Below are 18886 nucleotides of genomic sequence, written 5' to 3'. Positions count from 1 at the left end.
TCAATGTGTTCAAAGTTAGTCTCTTAACGATTCTTCGACGGATTTCATATTTGTGGTCAGGAAATGAATGATCAGCCATGCTATAATATAAGCCAGTCCGCATATGACAAACAAAATGTTATAACCTGCCCCGATGTTGCCCGCGGCTTTGTAATAATCCAGCAAAGATCCAACCAGCAGCGGAAACAATGTTGAACCGATAGAGCCCGCCATGCCGCCAATGCCAACCACCGAACTTACCGCACGTTTCGGGAAAATATCAGAAACGACTGTGAAAATATTCGCGCTCCAAGCCTGGTGCGCTGCGGCCGCAATGCTGATAATTCCGACTGCCACCCAAATATCCGTCGCGTATTTGGCTAGAATGATCGGCAACACGGCAAATGCGACAATTAATAATGTCGTTTTTCGTGCTCTCAATGGTGCCCAACCTTGCTTGATCAGGTAAGAAGAAAGATATCCGCCGCCAATGCTGCCGAATGTAGTCGCTGTGTAAACGATGGCTAAATGTAGACTTGGCTTCTTCAAATCGAGCGAAAAAGTGGTTGCAAAATAGGAGGGAAGCCAGAAAAGGAAAAACCACCAGATAGGGTCGGTAAGTAATTTACCACTGATAAAAACCCATGTTTGACGCAACCCGAGCAGTTTTCCCCAGCTGATCGGCTTTTCATCACCGGGAGCAGAAACTTCGTTATCGCTGTGAATGTATTCAAACTCTGCTGGTGCGACTTTCTTGTGACGCGACGGGATCTCATAAAACAACCACCAGAAAATCAACCAGATAAACCCAAGTCCACCCGTGATGATAAACGCCTCTTGCCAGCCGTAAGAACCCAATAACCAGGGAACCATGATCGGCGCAGCGACTGCTCCAATGCTCGTTCCTGAATTGAAAATTCCCGTTGCCAAAGCGCGCTCGCGTTTGGGAAACCATTCGGCCGTCGCTTTTACAGCTGCCGGAAAGTTACCCGCTTCGCCCAATCCTAAAACGGCCCGCACTGCACCAAAACCCAATGTGCTTTTTACAAATGCATGCGCGATTGCTGCAATGCTCCAGATAATGATGGAGATTGAATAACCCAGTTTGGAGCCGATCCTGTCAATGAAATTTCCGAAAATGATGTAACCCAATGCATAGCAACCTGCAAAAACCATTACAATGTTGGCATAATCGGATTCGGTCCAGTTGAATTCAACTTCAAGCGTGGGTTTGAGCAACCCGAGAATTTGCCTGTCGATGTAGTTGATTGTGGTTGCAAAGAATAATAATGCACAAATGACCCAACGGTAATTGCCAATTTTGGATTGTTCCATAGTAAGAGGTAAAGGTTTCTGCGGATTCAGGAATTAAAAAGGATCTGTCAGAAAAGAAGACTGTTTTTTGGTCATTCTACCCCTTAATGCATTTTGAAACGACTCAATAAAAAAGCATTTCCTGTCTAACGAGCTGACTTATAGCGGCAGAATTCCTCTCGCAGCGAACTTATCTTACCTAAAAGCTTGCTGTGCCGGCTGTCTCTGGAACGTTTTTTATAATCCACAACCGCTTTGAACGTCATTGCTGTTCGAATGGACGGACTAATAACTTTTGGTTATGGCAGATAAGCAATTGTGATTGGCATAGGGAGGGTTAGGGCAGTATTTTTGGACATTCAATTATTCCGAAATTCAGAAAAAGATAACAATCATGATTACCACAGATATTTGCATTATCGGCGCCGGACCTGTCGGCTTGTTCGCAGTTTTTGAAGCCGGTTTACTTAAAATGCGTTGCCACCTGATTGATGCACTTCCCGTTGTAGGCGGTCAGCTCGCTGAAATTTATCCGCAGAAACCGATTTATGACATTCCCGGCGCGCCCGGGATCATAGCTGAGGATCTTGTTAAAAATCTCCTTATTCAGATTGAAGAGTTTAAACCCGGTTTCACATTGGGCGAACGCGTTGAGTCGCTGGACAAGCAGGACGATGGAAGTTACATTGTACGCACCAACGAAGGCACGGTTGTACATTGCCAGGTTGTTGTCATCGCGGCAGGTTTGGGGAGTTTCGAACCGCGCAAGCCAGCCGTTGACAAGCTGGAATATTTTGAAGGAAAAGGCGTGCATTATATGGTTAAAAAACCTGAGCAATTCCGTAATCAAAATGTGGTTTTGGCAGGAGGCGGCGATTCCGCATTGGACTGGACGATTTTCCTGGCCGATATTGCTTCCCGCGTAACATTGGTGCACCGTGGCGACACATTCCGCGGAGCACCGGATTCTGCTGAGAAGGTTTTTGAACTGGCCGGAAAGGGTAAGATTGACCTGATTCTGCAATCGCAGGTGAGCAGTCTGGGCGGCAATGGGGTGTTGAAAGAAATCTCGATTGTAGGCAATGATAAAAGCGTCACCACCATTCCAACGGATCATTTCATTCCGCTTTTTGGACTAAGCCCTAAACTTGGCCCAATTGCTAACTGGAATCTGGGCGTAGAAAAATCGGCAATCATCGTGGACACGGTTGACTATTCAACCAATGTCGAGCGCATTTACGCGATTGGGGACATTAACACCTATCCGGGCAAGTTAAAATTGATCCTTTGCGGTTTCCATGAGGCAGCCATTATGATGCAAAGTGCGTTCAAATATGTTTATCCGGATCAAAAACTCAGTTTCAAATACACAACGGTTAACGGTGTTAACGCATTCTAATCATGGTCAATATACAAGTTGAAGATAACAATGGCGATCGCCGGGAGCTCGAAGTGATCGTGGATATGGGGCTGAACTTAATGGAAATGTTGAAGGCCTATGAATATGATATTCAGGCAACTTGCGGAGGAATGGGCCTTTGCGCAACTTGCCACATCAGCGTGCTGGAAGGAGGCGAAGGTTTGCCTGCACAGAATGATAATGAACTAGACACATTGGACGCTTTGCCGGATGCTGAACCAAACAGCCGGCTTGCGTGTCAGCTGCGCTGTAATGATGATTTGAACGGCATGGTCATTCGTTTGAAAGCATTGCAAGAAGCGTAATAAGGTTTTAGAATTTTGGAATATAGTGCATAAACCTCCGCCTTTGTAATGCGGAGGTTTTTAGTGCGCGCCGTGTTTCAAATTTTGGATTTGATCAGCGGGATGATTTCATCGACCCAAAGCTGATGCATCTTGCCGGAAAAGTGAAGATTATCTTTTGCGATCAAGGTCGGATTGTCCAATGCCTTCCGCGAAATGGGCGTGATGTCAATGAACAAAACTTTTGCTTTGTCACATTCAGCTTTGGCAACCAGATTAAAAGCGTCAATTTCCTTCGCAATCTCGGCACGATTCGAAGCGCCGTAAGGCGTAACGCCCCAGTCCGGAATCGATAGCACAAAGACGTGCTTTGCCTCGCCGCCGGCAAACGCAATGCTTTTGGTGAGTAATGAGCTGAATTCTGTTCGATATTCTTCGATGCTTTTGCCCTGAAACTGATTGTTAACCCCGATCATGAGTGAAACCAGATCGTAATTGGTGTCCGGTTTGGCGTTATCCACGGAAAAGATTAGGTCACGCGTCGTCCAACCCGTTGTGGCAATGATGTCCGGAGCGCGGAACTGAACGTTGTTGTTTCTAAGGCTTTTGACGAGCAAAACGGGCCAGCGCTCTTCCGCCGTCACGCTTTGTCCGATGGTGTAGGAATCGCCAAGCGCTAAAAATTTGGCTCCGGGTTCGCTGCTGCCCGGATTGTAAGTGTTCGTGCCGGGGTCGTCCGTGTTGCTGCAACCCGTAAGCAGCGCAATGCATATGCAGAGTAATTGTAAAAGCTTCATTTGAATCTGGAATTGGCCGTGTAATGGCATTGATTAATCATTTCCTTGTCTTCATATACTCGAAATTTTTCCAATTAGATCGATCCAAACTGAGCTAATTTTGGCTTGGTATCGTCGCATGAAACAGGCGCAGTTTTAAAATATTCGTGATTAAAAAGATGTTTTTTATGATCGACATTGGTCATTTTGGTACTTTTGGGCATAATTAATGTAGTGATCGTCCCAGAACACAAAAACTGACACTCCTTTTGGACGGCATAATTGACACAGGAAAATGACTTATTGTTTAGGAATAAAAGTAAAAGAAGGGCTGGTTGCATTGGCAGACACCCGCATTACAGCAGGCACGAATACGACTGTAAAAAAGAAAATGTATGTGACGCAAAAGGACAATTACTCCCTTTTTATCATGACCAGCGGACTGCGATCCGTGCGCGATAAAGCAGTACATTATTTTGAAGAATTGCTCAGCGAGGGCGTCGTTTATAACAAGCTTTACAAAGCGGTAAACACATTCGGTGAGCAAATTAAGCGGGTTGCAGAGGAAGACAGGGCAGCTTTGGAACGGGCTGGCTTAAAGTTCAATCTTAACACAATCGTAGGCGGGCAGTTGAAAGACGATGCGGACCATAAGCTATTTTTACTTTATTCAGAAGGCAATTGGGTCGAACTGGACGAAGGTTCTCCTTATGTGATCATTGGAAATTCAGGGCAGGGAAAAGCGATCCTGAACCGGGTGCTCAATGGCGAATCGACCATGAAGCAGGCTTTGAAAGCAGGTTTTTTATCCTTCGATTCAACGCGTGTCAGCAACAATGATGTTGATTTTCCGATTGATGTCGTGCTTTATAAAAGAGACAGTTTCAAAATCGTTGAACACCGTTACGAGAAAAAAGATTTGGAACAAATTTCGGACATTTGGGCCGAAAAGCTCAAACAGGCGCTCGATGACATTCCGGAGGAATGGATGGACCAGAGCTTTGAAAAAATATAATGTGTGAGAATGGCTGCTTCAATTGAGGCAGCCATTCTCATTTTTATTCGACGCCGTATTTATCAATTAAATAAATCATTGCCGCCATGGCTGCGGCGCCCAGGTCAAGCTCGCGCTTGCTTACGGCTTCAAACTTGTCATTGGACGCGTGATGATAATCGAAATAGCGTTGTGAGTCGGGGATAAGTCCGAGTAACACGGTTCCCTGCTGCGCGAGCGGGCCAATGTCCGCACCGCCACCGCCCGGACCGATCTCATGAATGCCGTATGCGGCAAAAAGCTTCGACCACTGCGCAATCCTGGCTTTTTGCGCAGGTGTTCCCACCACACCAAAGCCAAGCGGCGTAAACCCGCCCCGATCTGACTCAATGGCTGCAATGTGCGTTTCTTTTTTTGATTTGGCCGAATCCGCGTAAGCAATGCCGCCTTTCAGACCGTTTTCCTCATTCATAAACATGACGGCCCTGAGTGTATTGTTTGGCTGGTAACCCAGTGCTTTCAAAATCCGAACTGCCTCGATAGACTGCACACAACCCGAACCATCATCATGCGCACCCTGCGCGAAATCCCACGAATCGAGGTGACCGCCAACGGCAATGTATTTCGAAGGATCTTTCTTGCCCTTTAACTCACCGATCACGTTGTGCGAAGGCGCGTCAGGCAACGTTTCGCAGCTTTGTTCAAAATAAAACTCAGTCTCGGGATTGGCTTTTAATGTTTTGCTTAGCAACTCAGCTCCATTGGTTGTAATGGCCGCGGCGGGAATGATGGGCGCACCGCTCACGTAACGCATGCTGCCTGTGTGCGGCACATCGTCTAGGCGTGTGGTCATGGAACGCACGATTGCGCCAACCGCACCCAGCTTTCCAGCTTCGCTAGCCCCCATGCCGCGCTGCTCGACCGCCCCGGCGTAAGCTTCAAATGTGTTGATCTTGGTGGGGTCCATAGGCCGATTGAAAAATACAATCTTGCCTTTGACTTTCTCTGCGCCGAGGTCGCGCAACTCTTGAAAACTTTTTACTTCTATAATTTTGGCTTTAATGCCGCCTTTCGGTGTCGCAACGGAACCGCCTAATGCTGCAATGGGGACGTCGGTTTTTTGTTTACCACTAATAATCTGCGCTTTTTCTTTGGCTCCGCGCACCCAATGCGGCACCATGACATTTTGCAGAGTAACCTTATCAAACTGCTCTTGCTCCATCACGGATTTTGTGTAAATAACCGCTTTCGCAGCACCCTCGGAACCGCTCAGACGCGAGCCGATCTGTTGGGTCAAATGTCGCAGCCATTCGTATGACTTGCCTTCACGCAAGGAGGTGTTGAAGATTTTTCGGATAAAAATCGAATCCGTTTGATAATCGCTTTGGGCATTGCTTTCATTCGCCATGCAAGCGCATAGCGATAACATCACTAAAAATCTTTTCATCGTGATATAGAGTTAATGGAAAGGGAATATACGCCAAAAAGCCGTTCTATCAGCTTGGTTTGACATTTTTTCCCTGGCGCTTCGCAATCGAAAGCAGCAAAGCGGGCAGCAAAATGAGGTTTGTACACATGGCCACCAACAATGTGATGGACACCATAACGCCCATCGCAGCCGTGCCTCCAAAACTCGAAGCAGCAAAAATAGAGAATCCGCAAAAGAGGATAACCGCAGTGTAGATCATGCTCAGACCGGTTCCGAAAATGGACGCCGTGACAGCCTGTGATGGCGTCAAACCGTTTTTGTAAAGCTCTTCACGATAACGGGTTAAGAAATAAACCGTTCCGTCGGACGCGATGCCAAATGTGATGCTGAAAATCAGGATTGTTGTGGGTTTGAAGTAAATGCCAAAGTAACCCATAATGCCTGCGGTCAATGCAAGCGGAATGAGGCAAGGCAATTTTGAAAGCAAAATAATTGGAACCGATCGGAATAGAACCATTCCAACGATGGCGATCATTGCAATCGCAATCAGCAAACTTTCGTATAAATTGCTGAGCAGATAATCATTGCTTTTCAGGAACACCAAACTGTGGCCCGTAAGGCTCACTTTGTATTGTTTGGGACTGAAAATAGAATCAACTTTCGGGCGGATCTTGTCCATTAACTCCTTAATCCGCTCCGATCCAACATCCGCCATTTGAAAGCTGACGCGTGTCACACTTTTGTCTTTGTTGACGAAAGCATTCAATTGTTTGGCAGCTCCTTGCTGATCCTGCACATAATTCGTGAGCTTGTTTAACTCCAACACGCCGGGTAAGGCATAATATTTTGCATCGCCGCCGCGGTAAGCCTGATATAAAAAGCGTGACGCTTCTACAACTGAAAGTGGCTTGGAGAATTCAGGAAATTTGGCCATTTCATTCTGAAACGCTTTGATTTTATAAAGCACTTGTGCCTGATCGGCAAAAATTCCGTTCGGCTGCTTGGTGTCGATCATCACTTCAAAAGGCAAAACGCCATTAAAGTTTTTCTCAAAAAACCGCAAATCGGTATATACAACGTCCTTTTTAGGAAGGTCATCCACGACATAACCAATTGTCTTGATTTTTGTCATTCCAAAAGCTGAAATAAGGATCAGGACAACCATTGCAATGTAGATTTCCTTGCGGCGATGATGCACCAGGAAATTTACTTTTGTCAGGAAGCCGGAGGCCCATTTTCCATCCAAATGTTTCAAGTGACGCGCTTTGGGCACGCTCATGTAATGCAATGTGATTGGCAAAAGCAGCAAACAAAGCACATAAGTTGCCATCACGCTTATTGCAGCCACAACGCCAAATTCTACTAGCAAAATGCTGTTGGTAAAATAAAAAACACCGAATCCGATGGCTGTGGTCATGTTTGCCAGGAATGTTGACAAGCCGATCTGCCGAATCATTTTCTGCAACGCGTCATCTTTATTGGCATGCGACCTGAGCTCGGACTGATATTTATTGATCAGAAAGACGCAGTTGGGAACGCCGATGACAATGAGCAGGGGAGGAAGGAGACCGGTTAAGGCGGTGATTTTATAATCAAAAAGATGCAGAATGCCGACCGAGAAGATCACGCCGATCAACACCACAACGATGGATAAAAGCGTAAGGCGCAGCGAACGGAAAAATGCCCAAAGGATCAATAATGTAACAAAAACGGCCAATCCCATGAACAGCTCCATTTCGCCGGAGATCTTCTTCATATTGATGGTCCGAATGTATGGCATTCCAGAGTAATGCAGGTCGGCTTTGTATTTTGTGCCAAATTCCTCTGCCATTGCCTCAATGTCGCTCACAATGGTAAGCCGGCGCTTGGAATTCAGCTCCTTATCATTAAATGTTACGACGATCAGCGTTGCATTTGTCTTGCTGTTGAGGATAAGTCCGTCGTAAATAGGCAGGTTGGCAATGCGCTTTTTGATGCTGTCCGCCTCAATTTGTGTTTGTGGAATTCGCTTGATAACGGGTGCGACGTCAAATTTTCGCAGACTGTCATTGCGTTTGATCTCGTAGACATTGGCCAGAGAAAGCACATTTTTGATGCCTTGCGTGTCCTTGATGCGTTGTGTAAGCTTGCACCAGTCGCGGAATTTATTGATCTCAAAGAGCTGCGGATCTTGCCAGCCAATCACCATTACGCTGCCGTCCTCGCCAAAAAGTTTTCTAAAATCCTGATATTCTTTTTCGACGGGATCATTGGAAGGAAGAATCCGCGCGAAGTTATAGGAGAGCTCGATCTTGCTCGCTTCGTAAGCCATAAAAATGGTTGAGACGAGCACCAATGCAACCCACAAAAGCCGGTAGCGGATTATGTAAGTCGCTATTTTATTCCACATATTAAGTTAGTCAGTTCCACAAAAAGTTGCAAATATAGGGACAGAGAAGAGAATATGAGACTTTTCCACAGATATATAACACTTTGAATAAGCTTACAAAAGCCGATCCAAGTTGTTTAACATTGCTTACAAAGCTGCTATTTTTTCCAGATGATGATAACCAATCCCAAAATAGGCTTTGGCGTCCCGGATCTTTTGAAGGATTGCGTCGCGATCAGGCGCATTGCGCTTGTCTTTTGTGCCGACGATCATGACATTTTTCGGCGTATTGGCATCCGAAATGAATTCAAACACTTTTGTCTTGTAACCAAAATATTCTAAAATAAGCGCCCTGATGCCGTCAGTCACCATTTCGGCCTGCCTTTCCAGAAATATCCCGTATCGGGTAAGAAACTGAACATCGTTCGCGGTTTTGGTTTTTTCTATTTCGCGACGAATTTGTTTGTGGCAGCAAGGCGCCACGACAATCAGATCTGCTTCTGCTGAAATCCCTTTGAAAATTGCATCGTCCGTTGCGGTGTCGCAAGCGTGTAATGCGATGAGAATGTTGGTGTTATTGCTGTCAAATTCCGCAATGGTCCCTTCCTCAAAGTGTAGGTTCTCAAATGCCGAATGCTGCGCAATCTCGTTGCAGAGCGCAACAAGGTCCGGGCGAAATTCCACACCCGTTACGTGCGCGTCGACTTGCAACACATTTTTGAGATAATCGTAAAGGGCAAATGTCAAATAACCCTTTCCGGAACCCATATCGGCCACTTTAAGCTGCTTATCAGTGGGAATTTCCTTGATGAGCGGACTTAAAAGTTCAATGTAATGATTGATCTGCCGGAATTTATCCTGCGCTTTTTTGTAAACATTCCCTTCCGCGTCCGTGATTTTCAGTTCATGCAAATAAGGCTTTTGCTGACTGCTGATAATGCGCTTTTTTGCGTGGTCATGCTCGGGCGTGGGCACTAGTTTAGTTTCCGTGACCTTCTCTTTCAGCACAATCTTATTGTTTTTCAAAATCTCAAATTGCGATTCCGCCGAATCTGTAAACAGCGTTGCCACATGAAAATCGTTGGCGAGCAAGGATTCGAGCAATTTTGTCGTTTCCCCCAGATCGTAATTTTTTACAATGTCGCGGGTTTTGTAGCGGTAAGTAAAGCTGAATTTTTCTTCCTTTTTGATCAGCGTCCGCTTGATGTAAATGTTTTTGAGATTTTCCTCGGTTCCGTGGTAATTTCCAAGCGAAAGCTTGATAAACGCATTGTTAAGGATGCTTTCCTCAAATGCAGCGATAAATTCTGCGGCTTTTGGCAAGATGTTCATGAAATGGGTGCTTCGTTCTGCGCCGATATGGCGACGGCCTAATGAGTTAACGTCAAAAAACCGCTTACAGTTTAATTAGGCCTTAATTCGTCAAAGAATCGTCTTTGGAATTTCAATGTCAATCTTCAAGCCGCGTTGCGGTTCGCCGCTGATCTGCACTTTTCCACGCAGACTTTCCACACGATTTTTGACGTTTTTCAAACCCACGCCCTGCCGCGAAGGTTCGATAAGCCCGCTTCCGTTGTCGCTCACGCTAAGGTGAATGTTCTTGTGATTTTCAGTGAGATCAATGCTGCCCTTTGTTGCGCCGGAATGTTTGATAATGTTGTTGGTGAGTTCCAAAATGATGCTGTAAAGCTCAAATTCGGTCTTGTTATTGAGCCGGTGCGACATGCCGGAAATGTTAAATTTGAACTCAATTTTCTTATTCTCATTCATTTTGTCAATCAGCCGGTGCAGCGCCATCACTAAGCCATGCTCCTCCAATTCTTCCGGCATCAGGTTGTGGGACAAGCTTCGCACTTCGCGATAAGCGGCGCCCACCATTTGGTGCACACTTTCGTAAATCTTCTGCTCTTCGGGTGAAAGCACTTTTCTGTCAATGCCAAATAAATACCAATTAAGCGATGCCAATGTTCCGCCCAGGTTATCGTGCAGTTCAGCTGCAACACGCTTACGCTCAATGGCTTGTCCTCGCGCCATTGCTTCGCGGATCTCGGCGTTCTTGCGTCTCAATTTTTTGTTATTGAGCCATAAGAAGGCCGCAAACGCAATGATCAGACTGGAAAACACAAGTAAGAACCTCGAAATCGTCTTTTGCTCAGCAATTTCTTTTTCCTGAATTTCAAAGTCCTTGATCTGATTCTCGTAACTCAGCTGATACATCGTGTATTGGCGTTGCACATATTCTGTGTGCAGCATACGCCGGTTAAAGATCACTTTTTCCATGTGATCCAGCGCTTCCTTGAACATTTTCTTATTCTTGTAAGCCCTCGCCAAAGAGAGCAGCGCCCAGTTTGTCTGCTGCGAAGAGTGAAAAATAGTTGAGAAATCCAACGCCATCGAAGCGGTTTCAATCGCGGCGTCATTTTGATCACTCAGGCAGTAAATGTTGGCCAGATCATTCAACACATTCAGCTCGCCATAGCGATTCTGAATTTTCCGAAACAATGCAAGCGATTGCTTTAAAAGTCCCTCAGCAACTTCGCTTTCCTTTTTTACAACATGGAGATAACCCCTGTTCTGCAGCACCGTTGCCCGTCCCCAATCCGAATCCATTTTGTCAAAAATGGCATAAGCCTGGTCGTAAAGGGGAATGGCCTCGTCAAACAATCCCTTTTCACGATATGAATTTCCGAGTGCGTCGATGCAAGTTGCCGCGGCGCTGTCTTCACCTAGTTTTTGAAAAATTTCAATTGCTTGTCTGTAATTGATCCGCGCGGAATCCCATTGCCTGTATTCTGAGTAACTTTCGGCCAAAAAGCGTTTTGCGTGTGCTGTGTAAAGGGGCAGATCTTTTGACAATGTCATTGTTTCATTGGACAGCTCGCGCAACACATCATAACTGCCATCCAACAAATAGTAAGTGCTTAACAAGTTGTAAGCCAATATTTTACCTTTGCTCCACTGATGTTTTTGCGACAGTCTTAAAACATGTTTGGAATAAAACATTGCTTTTTCCGCATCCTGGAAAAGATATTCCTTTGCAAACTCATGGTATTTTAAAATTAGGACCGTGTCTTCGGCAAAGCCTTCAACAGGCATCGCAGCGACCACTTCCTGTTTTTCGGCGATTGAATTATTTTGGAAAATAGAAGTGCATTGACTTCCGCTTAACAGCGTAGCCACAATCAAAACCGAAATGATTTTCAACAAATCACCCATGGACAAGCGCGTATGGGTGAGCGATTCTGGCAGCAGATTGCCGCGAGTAGCAAACTTTCATTCAGGAGTTGAGTATGTTTTAAGCTATCAAATATAAAGAAAGGAATCGCAAAATTTGCCGATTATGTGGCTAAAATGACACTCAGATTGATAATATTCCTGAGATTAATTATAATTTACTAACAAAGCTGCTGCCTTTAACATAAAAGCGATACAACAATTCAGCTCCAACGTTGATCCCTATTCGTGTGGATGTCAATATTTCAGGAATGTCAGTAACGGGACCATTGATATACAACGGACTATCGGTCAACAGGTGATTGTTATGCAATGCGCGTTCAATGCCCATTGCCCGAACGAGCTTTCCCGGTCCTTTGCATAACTCATTCAATTTCAATTTTTTACTGCGAATTCGTTCAGCCGATTTTCCGGGGATAAGTTGTCTCCGCATTTCCATCAATTCAATGCCTTTGACAGGCTCCAATGCGCGTATGAGCACGGCTTCACCGATGCCTTCCTGGTTGCTCACGACATTGAAACATTGATACATTCCGTAGATCAGATATACATAGCTTGTTCCCGCCCTTCCGTACATCGGCTCGGTTCGCGCTGTGCGCCTGTTATAGGCGTGACAAGCCGGATCATTTTGCAAATAAGCCTCCGTTTCGACGATAATTCCGCTCGTAATGCCGTCCGGACTTTCGTGGAAAAGCTCGCAACCGATTAATTTTTCGGCCAGCGAAAGCGTGTCGTATGCATTATAAAAAGACAAGGAAAGTCTGTTTTCCTGCACAATTTAAATTATGTTCATGGTTTGTTCCTTGATCTTTTCCAGTTCATCTTTCATTTGAACAACAAGGTGTTGAATCGTTGCATCATTGGCCTTTGAACCAATCGTGTTGATTTCCCTGCCGATTTCCTGGGCGATGAAATTGAGCTTTTTACCATTGCTCTCAGGCGCTTCCAGCGTTTCTGTGAAATAGGTTAAGTGATTGGCCAGCCTGATTTTCTCCTCTGAAATGTCAAACTTTTCAACATAATAGATCAACTCCTGCTCGAAGCGGTTTGTATCAAAATTATCATCTGCCAGGAGTTCTCTAACTTGTTTTTCAAGTCTTTCCCTCACGGCTGGAATGCGCAGTTTGTCTTGTTCAGCAACTTTGTCCAAAAGCGTTTGAATCGTGTTAATGTAATCTGTAAACTTGTCGGAAGTCATCTTTCCTTCTTGTTCACGGAAAATGGAACACTTTCTGATCGCCTCTACAATGGCTAATTTGATCTGTGTCCAGTCATTCTCCTTATCTGACTCGTCAACCGTTTCATTATTATAGGCATTGGGCATTTGCAGCGCAATGCGCAAAAGCTCCGTTGTATCGGGGATAAATCCTAAATTTTCGGCGGTTGCAGAAAGGTCGTTGTAATAAGCTCCCACCAATGCGCGGTTAACAGAAGTCGAAGCGACCGTTTTGCCAACAGGCTGGACGGAAAGCGTGAATTCCACTTTTCCCCGTTCCAATGATTGTGTCAGCAAATTCCTGACCTCAATCTCTCTTTCAGAAAATTGCCTTGGAATTCGGCAATAAATATCCAAAAACTTCGAGTTAAGCGTCTTTATTTCAACCGTTACGTGGATTGATTCGGATTCGATGTTGGATACACCGTATCCGGTCATTGATTTTAGCATTGGTTTTTGATCTAGGTAAAATATTATGAAGGCAACCTTGCAGACCTCATTGTCGCGAGCCGATTGCTAGTTATTAAACCGCTGCTTTCCACCCGACTTAGCCGGATGCTGGCTTTCGGATTGCTGCGGTTTGGATATAAGGGCATGTTTATCAATATCTTCGTTCACCGTCCTGAACCTCGAAACGTCGCAAGCCAAATAAATGGCTTGGAGCAGTGATCCCGGCTCCGCCAGATTTTTTCCGGCAATGTTGTAAGCCGTTCCGTGATCTGGGGAAGTCCTCACGGCGGAAAGTCCGGCTGTGAAATTAACGCCTTCATTGAAAGCCAGCGTTTTAAAGGGAATGAGTCCCTGATCGTGATACATGGCCAAAACCGCGTCATATTGCTTGTAAGTGGAGGCCGCAAAAAAGCCATCGGCCGGAAACGGCCCCACAACCAGATGTCCTTTTTCCTTGAAATTTTTGATTACAGGCTGAATAATGTCAATTTCCTCGGAGCCTAGCAATCCATTTTCTCCCGCGTGCGGATTCAGGCCCAGCACAGCAAGTTTTGGTTTTTTTATGCCAAAATCACCTTTCAGCGATTGCAATATTTGCTCAATTTTTGCGGAAAGCCGCTCCGCAGTTACGTAGGAACTCACTTTTTCGAGCGGAATGTGGCCAGACAAAACGCCAACGCGCAGTTCGCCCGAAACCATGAACATCAACGCATCTTCTTTATTAAATGATTGCGCAAGGAACTCCGTATGTCCGGGAAATTTAAAATCTTCGCTTTGAATGTTGTCTTTATTGATCGGGCCCGTAACCAATGCGTGGATTCTTCCTTCTTTCAAATCTTCCACCGCGCGCTTCAATGAGGCTAATGAACCCTGACCTGCTTCGGCGGTTACTTTTCCAGGTTCTACTTCTGTCTGATGGTCGTGCCAGCAAGTGACAACATTGGTCAGCTTGGGATTGGCTTGTTCCACTTTTTGTATTCCGTGCAAAGTCCAATCTTTCATTTCCAAAAGATTGCGATATTGATTCAGGACGCGGAGCGAGCCGTAAATGATGGGCGTGCAAAGTTTTGCTAACTGGTTTCCTTCTAATGCTTTGAGTATTACTTCCGGGCCAATTCCGTTGTAATCACCGATTGTAATCCCTATAATGGGTTTATCACTGATTTGATCGCTCATGTAGGTAAAATGCTATTGTAACTGTTCTTCTGAGTAATTCTGTATTACTTTTGCGCAATGACTGACCGGCAAGTTACAAAAAATCCCGTGCTCCTATGAAAATCCTGATCGCAGACTCGATGCATTCCTCACTTTTTGACATGCTGCGGGATCAGGGTTGGGAATATGCTTACCATCCTGAATTTCGTCGCGAAGATATTTTACAGGCCATTCCAGCCTATGACGGGCTCGTGATACGCAGCAAAACATTTGTGGACGAAACCATGCTTTTGGCCGCTAAAAATCTGCGTTTCGTCGCCAGGGCGGGAGCGGGCCTCGACCTGATTGATCTGGATGCTGCTGAAAGGTTGCGTATCGCCGTTTTTCATGCAGGAAAAGGCAACCGAGACGCCGTGGCCGAACATGCACTAGGAATGTTGCTTGCGCTTTTTAACAACATTTTGAGAGCGGATCGGGAGGTCAGGAGTGGCGTTTGGGACCGTGAGCGGAACCGTGGCGTTGAATTGATGGGCAAAACAGTTGGCATCATTGGTTATGGCAACAATGGCTCGGCGACGGCTCAGCGACTGAGCGGGTTTGGCTGTCGTGTGCTTGCGTATGACAAGTATCGTGATCATTATGAAGATGCATTTGCGCTGGAATCTAGTTTGGAAGAGATCATGGCGGAAGCGGACATTTTGAGCTTGCACATTCCGCTTACTGAAATCACGCGTTATTTGGTCAATGAAGATTTTATTGAAAAGTTTTCGAAGCCGTTTTACCTGCTGAATCTTTCCAGAGGCGAAATTGTAAAGCTGGAAGCCGTTGTAAATGGTTTGAAATCAGGCAAAATTCTGGGTGCTTGCCTGGATGTTTTGGAAAACGAAAAGATAGCAAAATTGACGAGCGAGCAGCAAGAAGTATTTGATTATCTGCGCGCATCCGATAAAGTTGTGCTGACGCCGCACATTGCGGGTTGGACGCATGAGAGTTACTTTCGGATCAATGAAGTGCTGGTGAAGCAAATTCAGAACTGGCTGTAAACAAATATGCCGACCAATGGTCGGCACGTTTGCATCTATTAGCCATGAAAAATAAAATACTTACTTGCCAAGTGTACCTCTCAGTGCACGTGGGATCTCAACTGAAGCAATCGGATTGCTTGCGGCTGTTAATATAACAAAATTTTCAGCCTTTACTGCACCAACTTTAACAGATTTTCCTAAATCCAGCTCAGTAACGTCAACATTTACATAGTCTGGAATGTTTTCAGCCAAACCTTGTAAGCGCAATTTACGCAATTTTTGGTTCATTTTACCACCTTTCATTACACCTGTTGAAGTGCCGGTCAATTTAACGGGTACGTCAACTTTAACTTCTTTTCCATCGACAATCTGCAAAAAGTCTGCATGAATCAATGAATCGTTAACTGGGTGAAACTGTCTTTCTTGCAAGATGGCATTATATAAAGTACCCTCGATATTGAGTGTAACATTAAAAATATCCGGTGTGAAAAGCAATTCGCGGAACAACATAGCCGGTGCATAAAAATGAACCTGCTCAGCTCCACCATACAGCACAGACGGAACATAACCTTGTGAACGAAGTTCGGTTGCTTCCGTCTTGCCGAGATTCGCTCTTTTAAACCCTACAATCTCATGCGTTTTCATAAGAATATTTTAATTAGAAAGTTAAAAAAATAAAAAATTTACTGATAATTTATAAACAAAGAACTAATAGATTCATGATCACGAATGCGCCCTATGGCTTTTGCAAATAATTCTGCAACGGACAATACGCGTATTTTTTCATTTTGTTGCTTCAAAGGAATTGTATCGGTGATGATCAATTCTTCAAGAACAGAATTGGCAATGTTTTCGTGCGCTTTTCCCGACATAATTGCGTGAGTACTAATGGCGCGCACCGAATTTGCTCCTTTTTCCATGATCAATTCGGCCGCTTTACAGAGCGTTCCACCGGTGTCGATCAAGTCATCCACCAACACGACATCCATTCCTTCAACGTCCCCGATCACCTGCATGCTGGCAATTTCATTCGCCCGTTTCCGATGCTTATCGCAAAGGATCATGTCGACATTTAAAAATTTAGCAAAATTTCGTGCCCGGGCTGCCCCGCCCATATCGGGAGACGCAATAAGCAGGTTTTTTAGATTCAGGGATTTGATATAAGGAACAAAAATCGAAGTTCCTTCAAGGTGGTCAACGGGCAAATCGAAAAAGCCCTGGATCTGTCCAGCGTGCAAATCAACCGTCATCAGGCGATCCACGCCAACGGAAGTCAGCAGGTTGGCAACCACTTTCGCAGCGATGGCCACGCGCGGCTTGTCTTTCCTATCTTGCCTGGCGTAACCGAAATAAGGGATTACAACGGTCACATAATGTGCAGAAGCGCGACGGGCGGCATCCACCATTAGGAGTAATTCTAGTAAATTGTCGGCCGGAGGAAAAGTAGATTGGATCAGGAAAACATCGCAGCCTCTGATTGATTCTTCAAAGCTGGGCGAAAGCTCTCCGTCACTGAATTTTCTCAAAGTATATCCTCCGAGCTCTTTGCCATAATATCTGGCAATGTCTTTGGCCAAATACTCGGATTGACTTCCCGAAAATATTTTTACTGTATTAAATGAACCCATTGGCCAAACTAAAATTTGCGCAAAATTATATAAAATCAATCAATTAAGGTAATATCTAGCCAAAAAAGTCTGGTAAAATTTGAGACAGAGCCATCCAACAAGCAGTCCGATCGCGGTCCCAATAATAATGTCTGCAGGATAATGTACGCCTACGTAAACCCTGCTATATGAGTAAATTGCAGCCCAGACGAACAAAACCCACATATAATTGAAGCGTGTTCTCAAAAATACAAACCAGGTAATCGCCACTGCAAAACTGGTTGAAGCATGAGAGGAGGCGAACCCATATAGTCCGCCGCAACCGGTCACCTGATGCACCAATCCCTGCAACGCTGGCTCATGACACGGCCGGAATCTGAGGAAATAGGGTTTCATGAAACCCGAAGTAATCTTGTCGGCAATAATCACCGCAACCAGCACAACTGCGATTTGAATCAATCCTCTTTTCCAGTCTTTTCGCAAATGCAATGCAATCAGAGTCGCATACATGGGCGCCCAGGTGTATTTATACGTAATCCAATACATGAGCGTGTCGAGCCATGGCGTGTGATGACCATTTATCCACAGAAAAAGCTCCTGATCATAATGGATCAGCATGTCGACACCTTCTGTCATGAGCTGAATCCCAATACTTTACGGACTTTGGCAATGGTGTCCTGGGCAATCGCACGCGCCTTTTTTTCTCCGGTGGTCAATATGGATTCGAGCTCTTCCGGATTCTCCATATAATAGTTGAATTTGCGACGTGGCTCGGCGAACTTATCGAGCATGCATTCCAAAAGCGCTTGTTTAGCATGTCCGTAACCATAACCACCATTCAGATAATGCTGACGCATCGTTTCCACGTCACTTTCCGATGCGAGCAGGCTATAAAGTTTAAATGTGATATCACTTTCCGGATCTTTGGGCTCTTCCAGGGCCTTCGAATCGGAAACGATTTTTTTGATGACTTTCTTCAACTCATTTTCAGCAAGAAAAATATCAATGTAATTATGGTAAGACTTGCTCATTTTCTGTCCGTCAAGGCCAGGAATGGTCATAATGCGCTCGTCGATCTGTGGCTCGGGAAGCACCAGAATGTCTTCTCCTGCGATCTGATTGAAGCGATTGGCAATGTCCTTTGTCATTTCCAAATGCTGCTTCTGGTCTTTGCCAACGGGAATGATGTTGGCATTATAAAGTAAAATATCTGCGGCCTGCAAAACAGGATATGTGAACAATCCAGCATTCACATCGGCAAGTTTTTCTGATTTTTCCTTGAACGACGTTGCGTTCGCCAGCATTGGAAACGGCGTGAAGCAATTTAAATACCAAGCCAGTTCAGTGTGTTCCTGCACCCTCGATTGTCTCCAAAATATATTTTTTTCGAAATCAAAACCAAATGCAAGCCAGGTTGCAGCAATGGCGCGTGCATATTCGTGTCGCAATTGTCCGTCCTTGATCGATACGAGTGAATGCAGGTCTGCTATGAAAAAAAAAGATTCGTTCTCCGGGTTTTTTGACAGTTCAATCGCGGGAACAATCGCTCCCAAAATATTCCCCAAATGGGGCCTCCCGCTACTTTGAATGCCTGTTAGGATTCTGGCCATTTAAATGTTACTTGTATTATTGTAT

Annotated in this window: 17 protein-coding genes; 4 read left to right on the top strand and 13 right to left on the bottom strand. The window is 45.1% G+C overall.

The window, feature by feature from the left end; genetic code table 11:
• Nucleotides 1-15: 15 nt before the first annotated feature.
• On the bottom strand, nt 16-1314 hold the full coding sequence (locus tag LZG73_RS24560) for an MFS transporter (RefSeq protein WP_233855372.1): 1299 nt from the start codon (nt 1312-1314) through the stop codon (nt 16-18).
• Nucleotides 1315-1687: 373 nt separating this feature from the next.
• Between LZG73_RS24560 and LZG73_RS24555 the strand changes: the two genes are divergently transcribed.
• Nucleotides 1688-2692, top strand: coding sequence for an NAD(P)/FAD-dependent oxidoreductase (locus LZG73_RS24555; RefSeq protein ID WP_233855371.1), 1005 nt, complete (start codon nt 1688-1690; stop codon nt 2690-2692).
• Nucleotides 2693-2694: 2 nt separating this feature from the next.
• A complete protein-coding gene (locus LZG73_RS24550; RefSeq protein WP_233855370.1) occupies nt 2695-3018 on the top strand; it encodes a 2Fe-2S iron-sulfur cluster-binding protein in 324 nt (107 codons plus the stop codon).
• A 77-nt stretch (nt 3019-3095) separates the two neighbouring features.
• Here LZG73_RS24550 and LZG73_RS24545 read toward each other — a convergent pair whose 3' ends face one another.
• Complete coding sequence (locus LZG73_RS24545) at nt 3096-3794, bottom strand: SGNH/GDSL hydrolase family protein (protein WP_233855369.1); 699 nt, start codon at nt 3792-3794, stop codon at nt 3096-3098.
• Nucleotides 3795-4068: 274 nt separating this feature from the next.
• Between LZG73_RS24545 and LZG73_RS24540 the strand changes: the two genes are divergently transcribed.
• On the top strand, nt 4069-4788 hold the full coding sequence (locus LZG73_RS24540) for a peptidase (RefSeq protein WP_233855368.1): 720 nt from the start codon (nt 4069-4071) through the stop codon (nt 4786-4788).
• A 43-nt stretch (nt 4789-4831) separates the two neighbouring features.
• On the opposite strand, the gene LZG73_RS24535 is transcribed toward LZG73_RS24540, so the two are convergent.
• The 7 genes from LZG73_RS24535 to pdxA form a co-directional block, all read right to left on the bottom strand.
• Nucleotides 4832-6214: a M28 family peptidase gene (locus LZG73_RS24535; protein ID WP_233855367.1), complete on the bottom strand. Its 1383-nt coding sequence runs from the start codon at nt 6212-6214 to the stop codon at nt 4832-4834.
• Between the two features lie 49 nt (nt 6215-6263).
• Nucleotides 6264-8585 carry an RND family transporter gene (locus tag LZG73_RS24530; RefSeq protein WP_233855366.1) on the bottom strand — a complete coding sequence of 774 codons (2322 nt, stop codon included), beginning with the start codon at nt 8583-8585 and terminating at the stop codon, nt 6264-6266.
• A gap of 126 nt (nt 8586-8711) precedes the next feature.
• On the bottom strand, nt 8712-9896 hold the full coding sequence (locus LZG73_RS24525) for an SAM-dependent methyltransferase (protein WP_233855365.1): 1185 nt from the start codon (nt 9894-9896) through the stop codon (nt 8712-8714).
• A gap of 90 nt (nt 9897-9986) precedes the next feature.
• Nucleotides 9987-11780 carry a tetratricopeptide repeat-containing sensor histidine kinase gene (locus tag LZG73_RS24520; RefSeq protein WP_233855364.1) on the bottom strand — a complete coding sequence of 598 codons (1794 nt, stop codon included), beginning with the start codon at nt 11778-11780 and terminating at the stop codon, nt 9987-9989.
• 169 nt (nt 11781-11949) lie between these two features.
• Nucleotides 11950-12573, bottom strand: coding sequence for a DNA-3-methyladenine glycosylase (locus tag LZG73_RS24515; RefSeq protein ID WP_233855363.1), 624 nt, complete (start codon nt 12571-12573; stop codon nt 11950-11952).
• A 3-nt stretch (nt 12574-12576) separates the two neighbouring features.
• A complete protein-coding gene (locus LZG73_RS24510; RefSeq protein ID WP_233855362.1) occupies nt 12577-13464 on the bottom strand; it encodes a YicC/YloC family endoribonuclease in 888 nt (295 codons plus the stop codon).
• A gap of 66 nt (nt 13465-13530) precedes the next feature.
• Nucleotides 13531-14640 (bottom strand): 4-hydroxythreonine-4-phosphate dehydrogenase PdxA, encoded by a 1110-nt coding sequence (gene pdxA / locus LZG73_RS24505; protein ID WP_233855361.1) that lies wholly within the window; start codon nt 14638-14640, stop codon nt 13531-13533.
• Between the two features lie 95 nt (nt 14641-14735).
• Between pdxA and LZG73_RS24500 the strand changes: the two genes are divergently transcribed.
• Nucleotides 14736-15662 (top strand): 2-hydroxyacid dehydrogenase, encoded by a 927-nt coding sequence (locus LZG73_RS24500; protein ID WP_233855358.1) that lies wholly within the window; start codon nt 14736-14738, stop codon nt 15660-15662.
• Nucleotides 15663-15722: 60 nt separating this feature from the next.
• On the opposite strand, the gene LZG73_RS24495 is transcribed toward LZG73_RS24500, so the two are convergent.
• The 4 genes from LZG73_RS24495 to trpS are packed head-to-tail and all read right to left on the bottom strand — an operon-like array spanning nt 15723 to nt 18861.
• The gene (locus LZG73_RS24495; protein WP_233855356.1) at nt 15723-16289 is read right to left on the bottom strand and encodes a 50S ribosomal protein L25/general stress protein Ctc; all 567 of its coding nucleotides are present in this window, start codon (nt 16287-16289) and stop codon (nt 15723-15725) included.
• 38 nt (nt 16290-16327) lie between these two features.
• Nucleotides 16328-17272 (bottom strand): ribose-phosphate pyrophosphokinase, encoded by a 945-nt coding sequence (locus tag LZG73_RS24490; protein WP_082216559.1) that lies wholly within the window; start codon nt 17270-17272, stop codon nt 16328-16330.
• 39 nt (nt 17273-17311) lie between these two features.
• Nucleotides 17312-17887 (bottom strand): phosphatase PAP2 family protein, encoded by a 576-nt coding sequence (locus LZG73_RS24485; protein WP_233855354.1) that lies wholly within the window; start codon nt 17885-17887, stop codon nt 17312-17314.
• Nucleotides 17884-18861 (bottom strand): tryptophan--tRNA ligase, encoded by a 978-nt coding sequence (trpS, locus tag LZG73_RS24480; protein ID WP_233855352.1) that lies wholly within the window; start codon nt 18859-18861, stop codon nt 17884-17886. Before trpS ends, LZG73_RS24485 begins: the two co-directional genes overlap by 4 nt.
• Nucleotides 18862-18886: the final 25 nt, after the last annotated feature.

Origin of the sequence: Dyadobacter sp. CY326 (genome assembly GCF_021390515.1) — a bacterium.
Classification (GTDB): Bacteria; Bacteroidota; Bacteroidia; order Cytophagales; family Spirosomataceae; genus Dyadobacter.
Note: the sequence above shows the minus strand (reverse complement) of the source record. Positions and strands in the feature narration are given on the sequence as shown.

Coding starts and splice junctions, on each gene's coding strand:
- LZG73_RS24560 (WP_233855372.1), bottom strand. CDS start 1,314: ATGGAACAATCCAAAATTGGCAATTACCGTTGGGTCATTTGTGCATTA.
- LZG73_RS24555 (WP_233855371.1), top strand. CDS start 1,688: ATGATTACCACAGATATTTGCATTATCGGCGCCGGACCTGTCGGCTTG.
- LZG73_RS24550 (WP_233855370.1), top strand. CDS start 2,695: ATGGTCAATATACAAGTTGAAGATAACAATGGCGATCGCCGGGAGCTC.
- LZG73_RS24545 (WP_233855369.1), bottom strand. CDS start 3,794: ATGAAGCTTTTACAATTACTCTGCATATGCATTGCGCTGCTTACGGGT.
- LZG73_RS24540 (WP_233855368.1), top strand. CDS start 4,069: ATGACTTATTGTTTAGGAATAAAAGTAAAAGAAGGGCTGGTTGCATTG.
- LZG73_RS24535 (WP_233855367.1), bottom strand. CDS start 6,214: ATGAAAAGATTTTTAGTGATGTTATCGCTATGCGCTTGCATGGCGAAT.
- LZG73_RS24530 (WP_233855366.1), bottom strand. CDS start 8,585: ATGTGGAATAAAATAGCGACTTACATAATCCGCTACCGGCTTTTGTGG.
- LZG73_RS24525 (WP_233855365.1), bottom strand. CDS start 9,896: ATGAACATCTTGCCAAAAGCCGCAGAATTTATCGCTGCATTTGAGGAA.
- LZG73_RS24520 (WP_233855364.1), bottom strand. CDS start 11,780: ATGGGTGATTTGTTGAAAATCATTTCGGTTTTGATTGTGGCTACGCTG.
- LZG73_RS24510 (WP_233855362.1), bottom strand. CDS start 13,464: ATGCTAAAATCAATGACCGGATACGGTGTATCCAACATCGAATCCGAA.
- pdxA (WP_233855361.1), bottom strand. CDS start 14,640: ATGAGCGATCAAATCAGTGATAAACCCATTATAGGGATTACAATCGGT.
- LZG73_RS24500 (WP_233855358.1), top strand. CDS start 14,736: ATGAAAATCCTGATCGCAGACTCGATGCATTCCTCACTTTTTGACATG.
- LZG73_RS24495 (WP_233855356.1), bottom strand. CDS start 16,289: ATGAAAACGCATGAGATTGTAGGGTTTAAAAGAGCGAATCTCGGCAAG.
- LZG73_RS24490 (WP_082216559.1), bottom strand. CDS start 17,272: ATGGGTTCATTTAATACAGTAAAAATATTTTCGGGAAGTCAATCCGAG.
- LZG73_RS24485 (WP_233855354.1), bottom strand. CDS start 17,887: ATGACAGAAGGTGTCGACATGCTGATCCATTATGATCAGGAGCTTTTT.
- trpS (WP_233855352.1), bottom strand. CDS start 18,861: ATGGCCAGAATCCTAACAGGCATTCAAAGTAGCGGGAGGCCCCATTTG.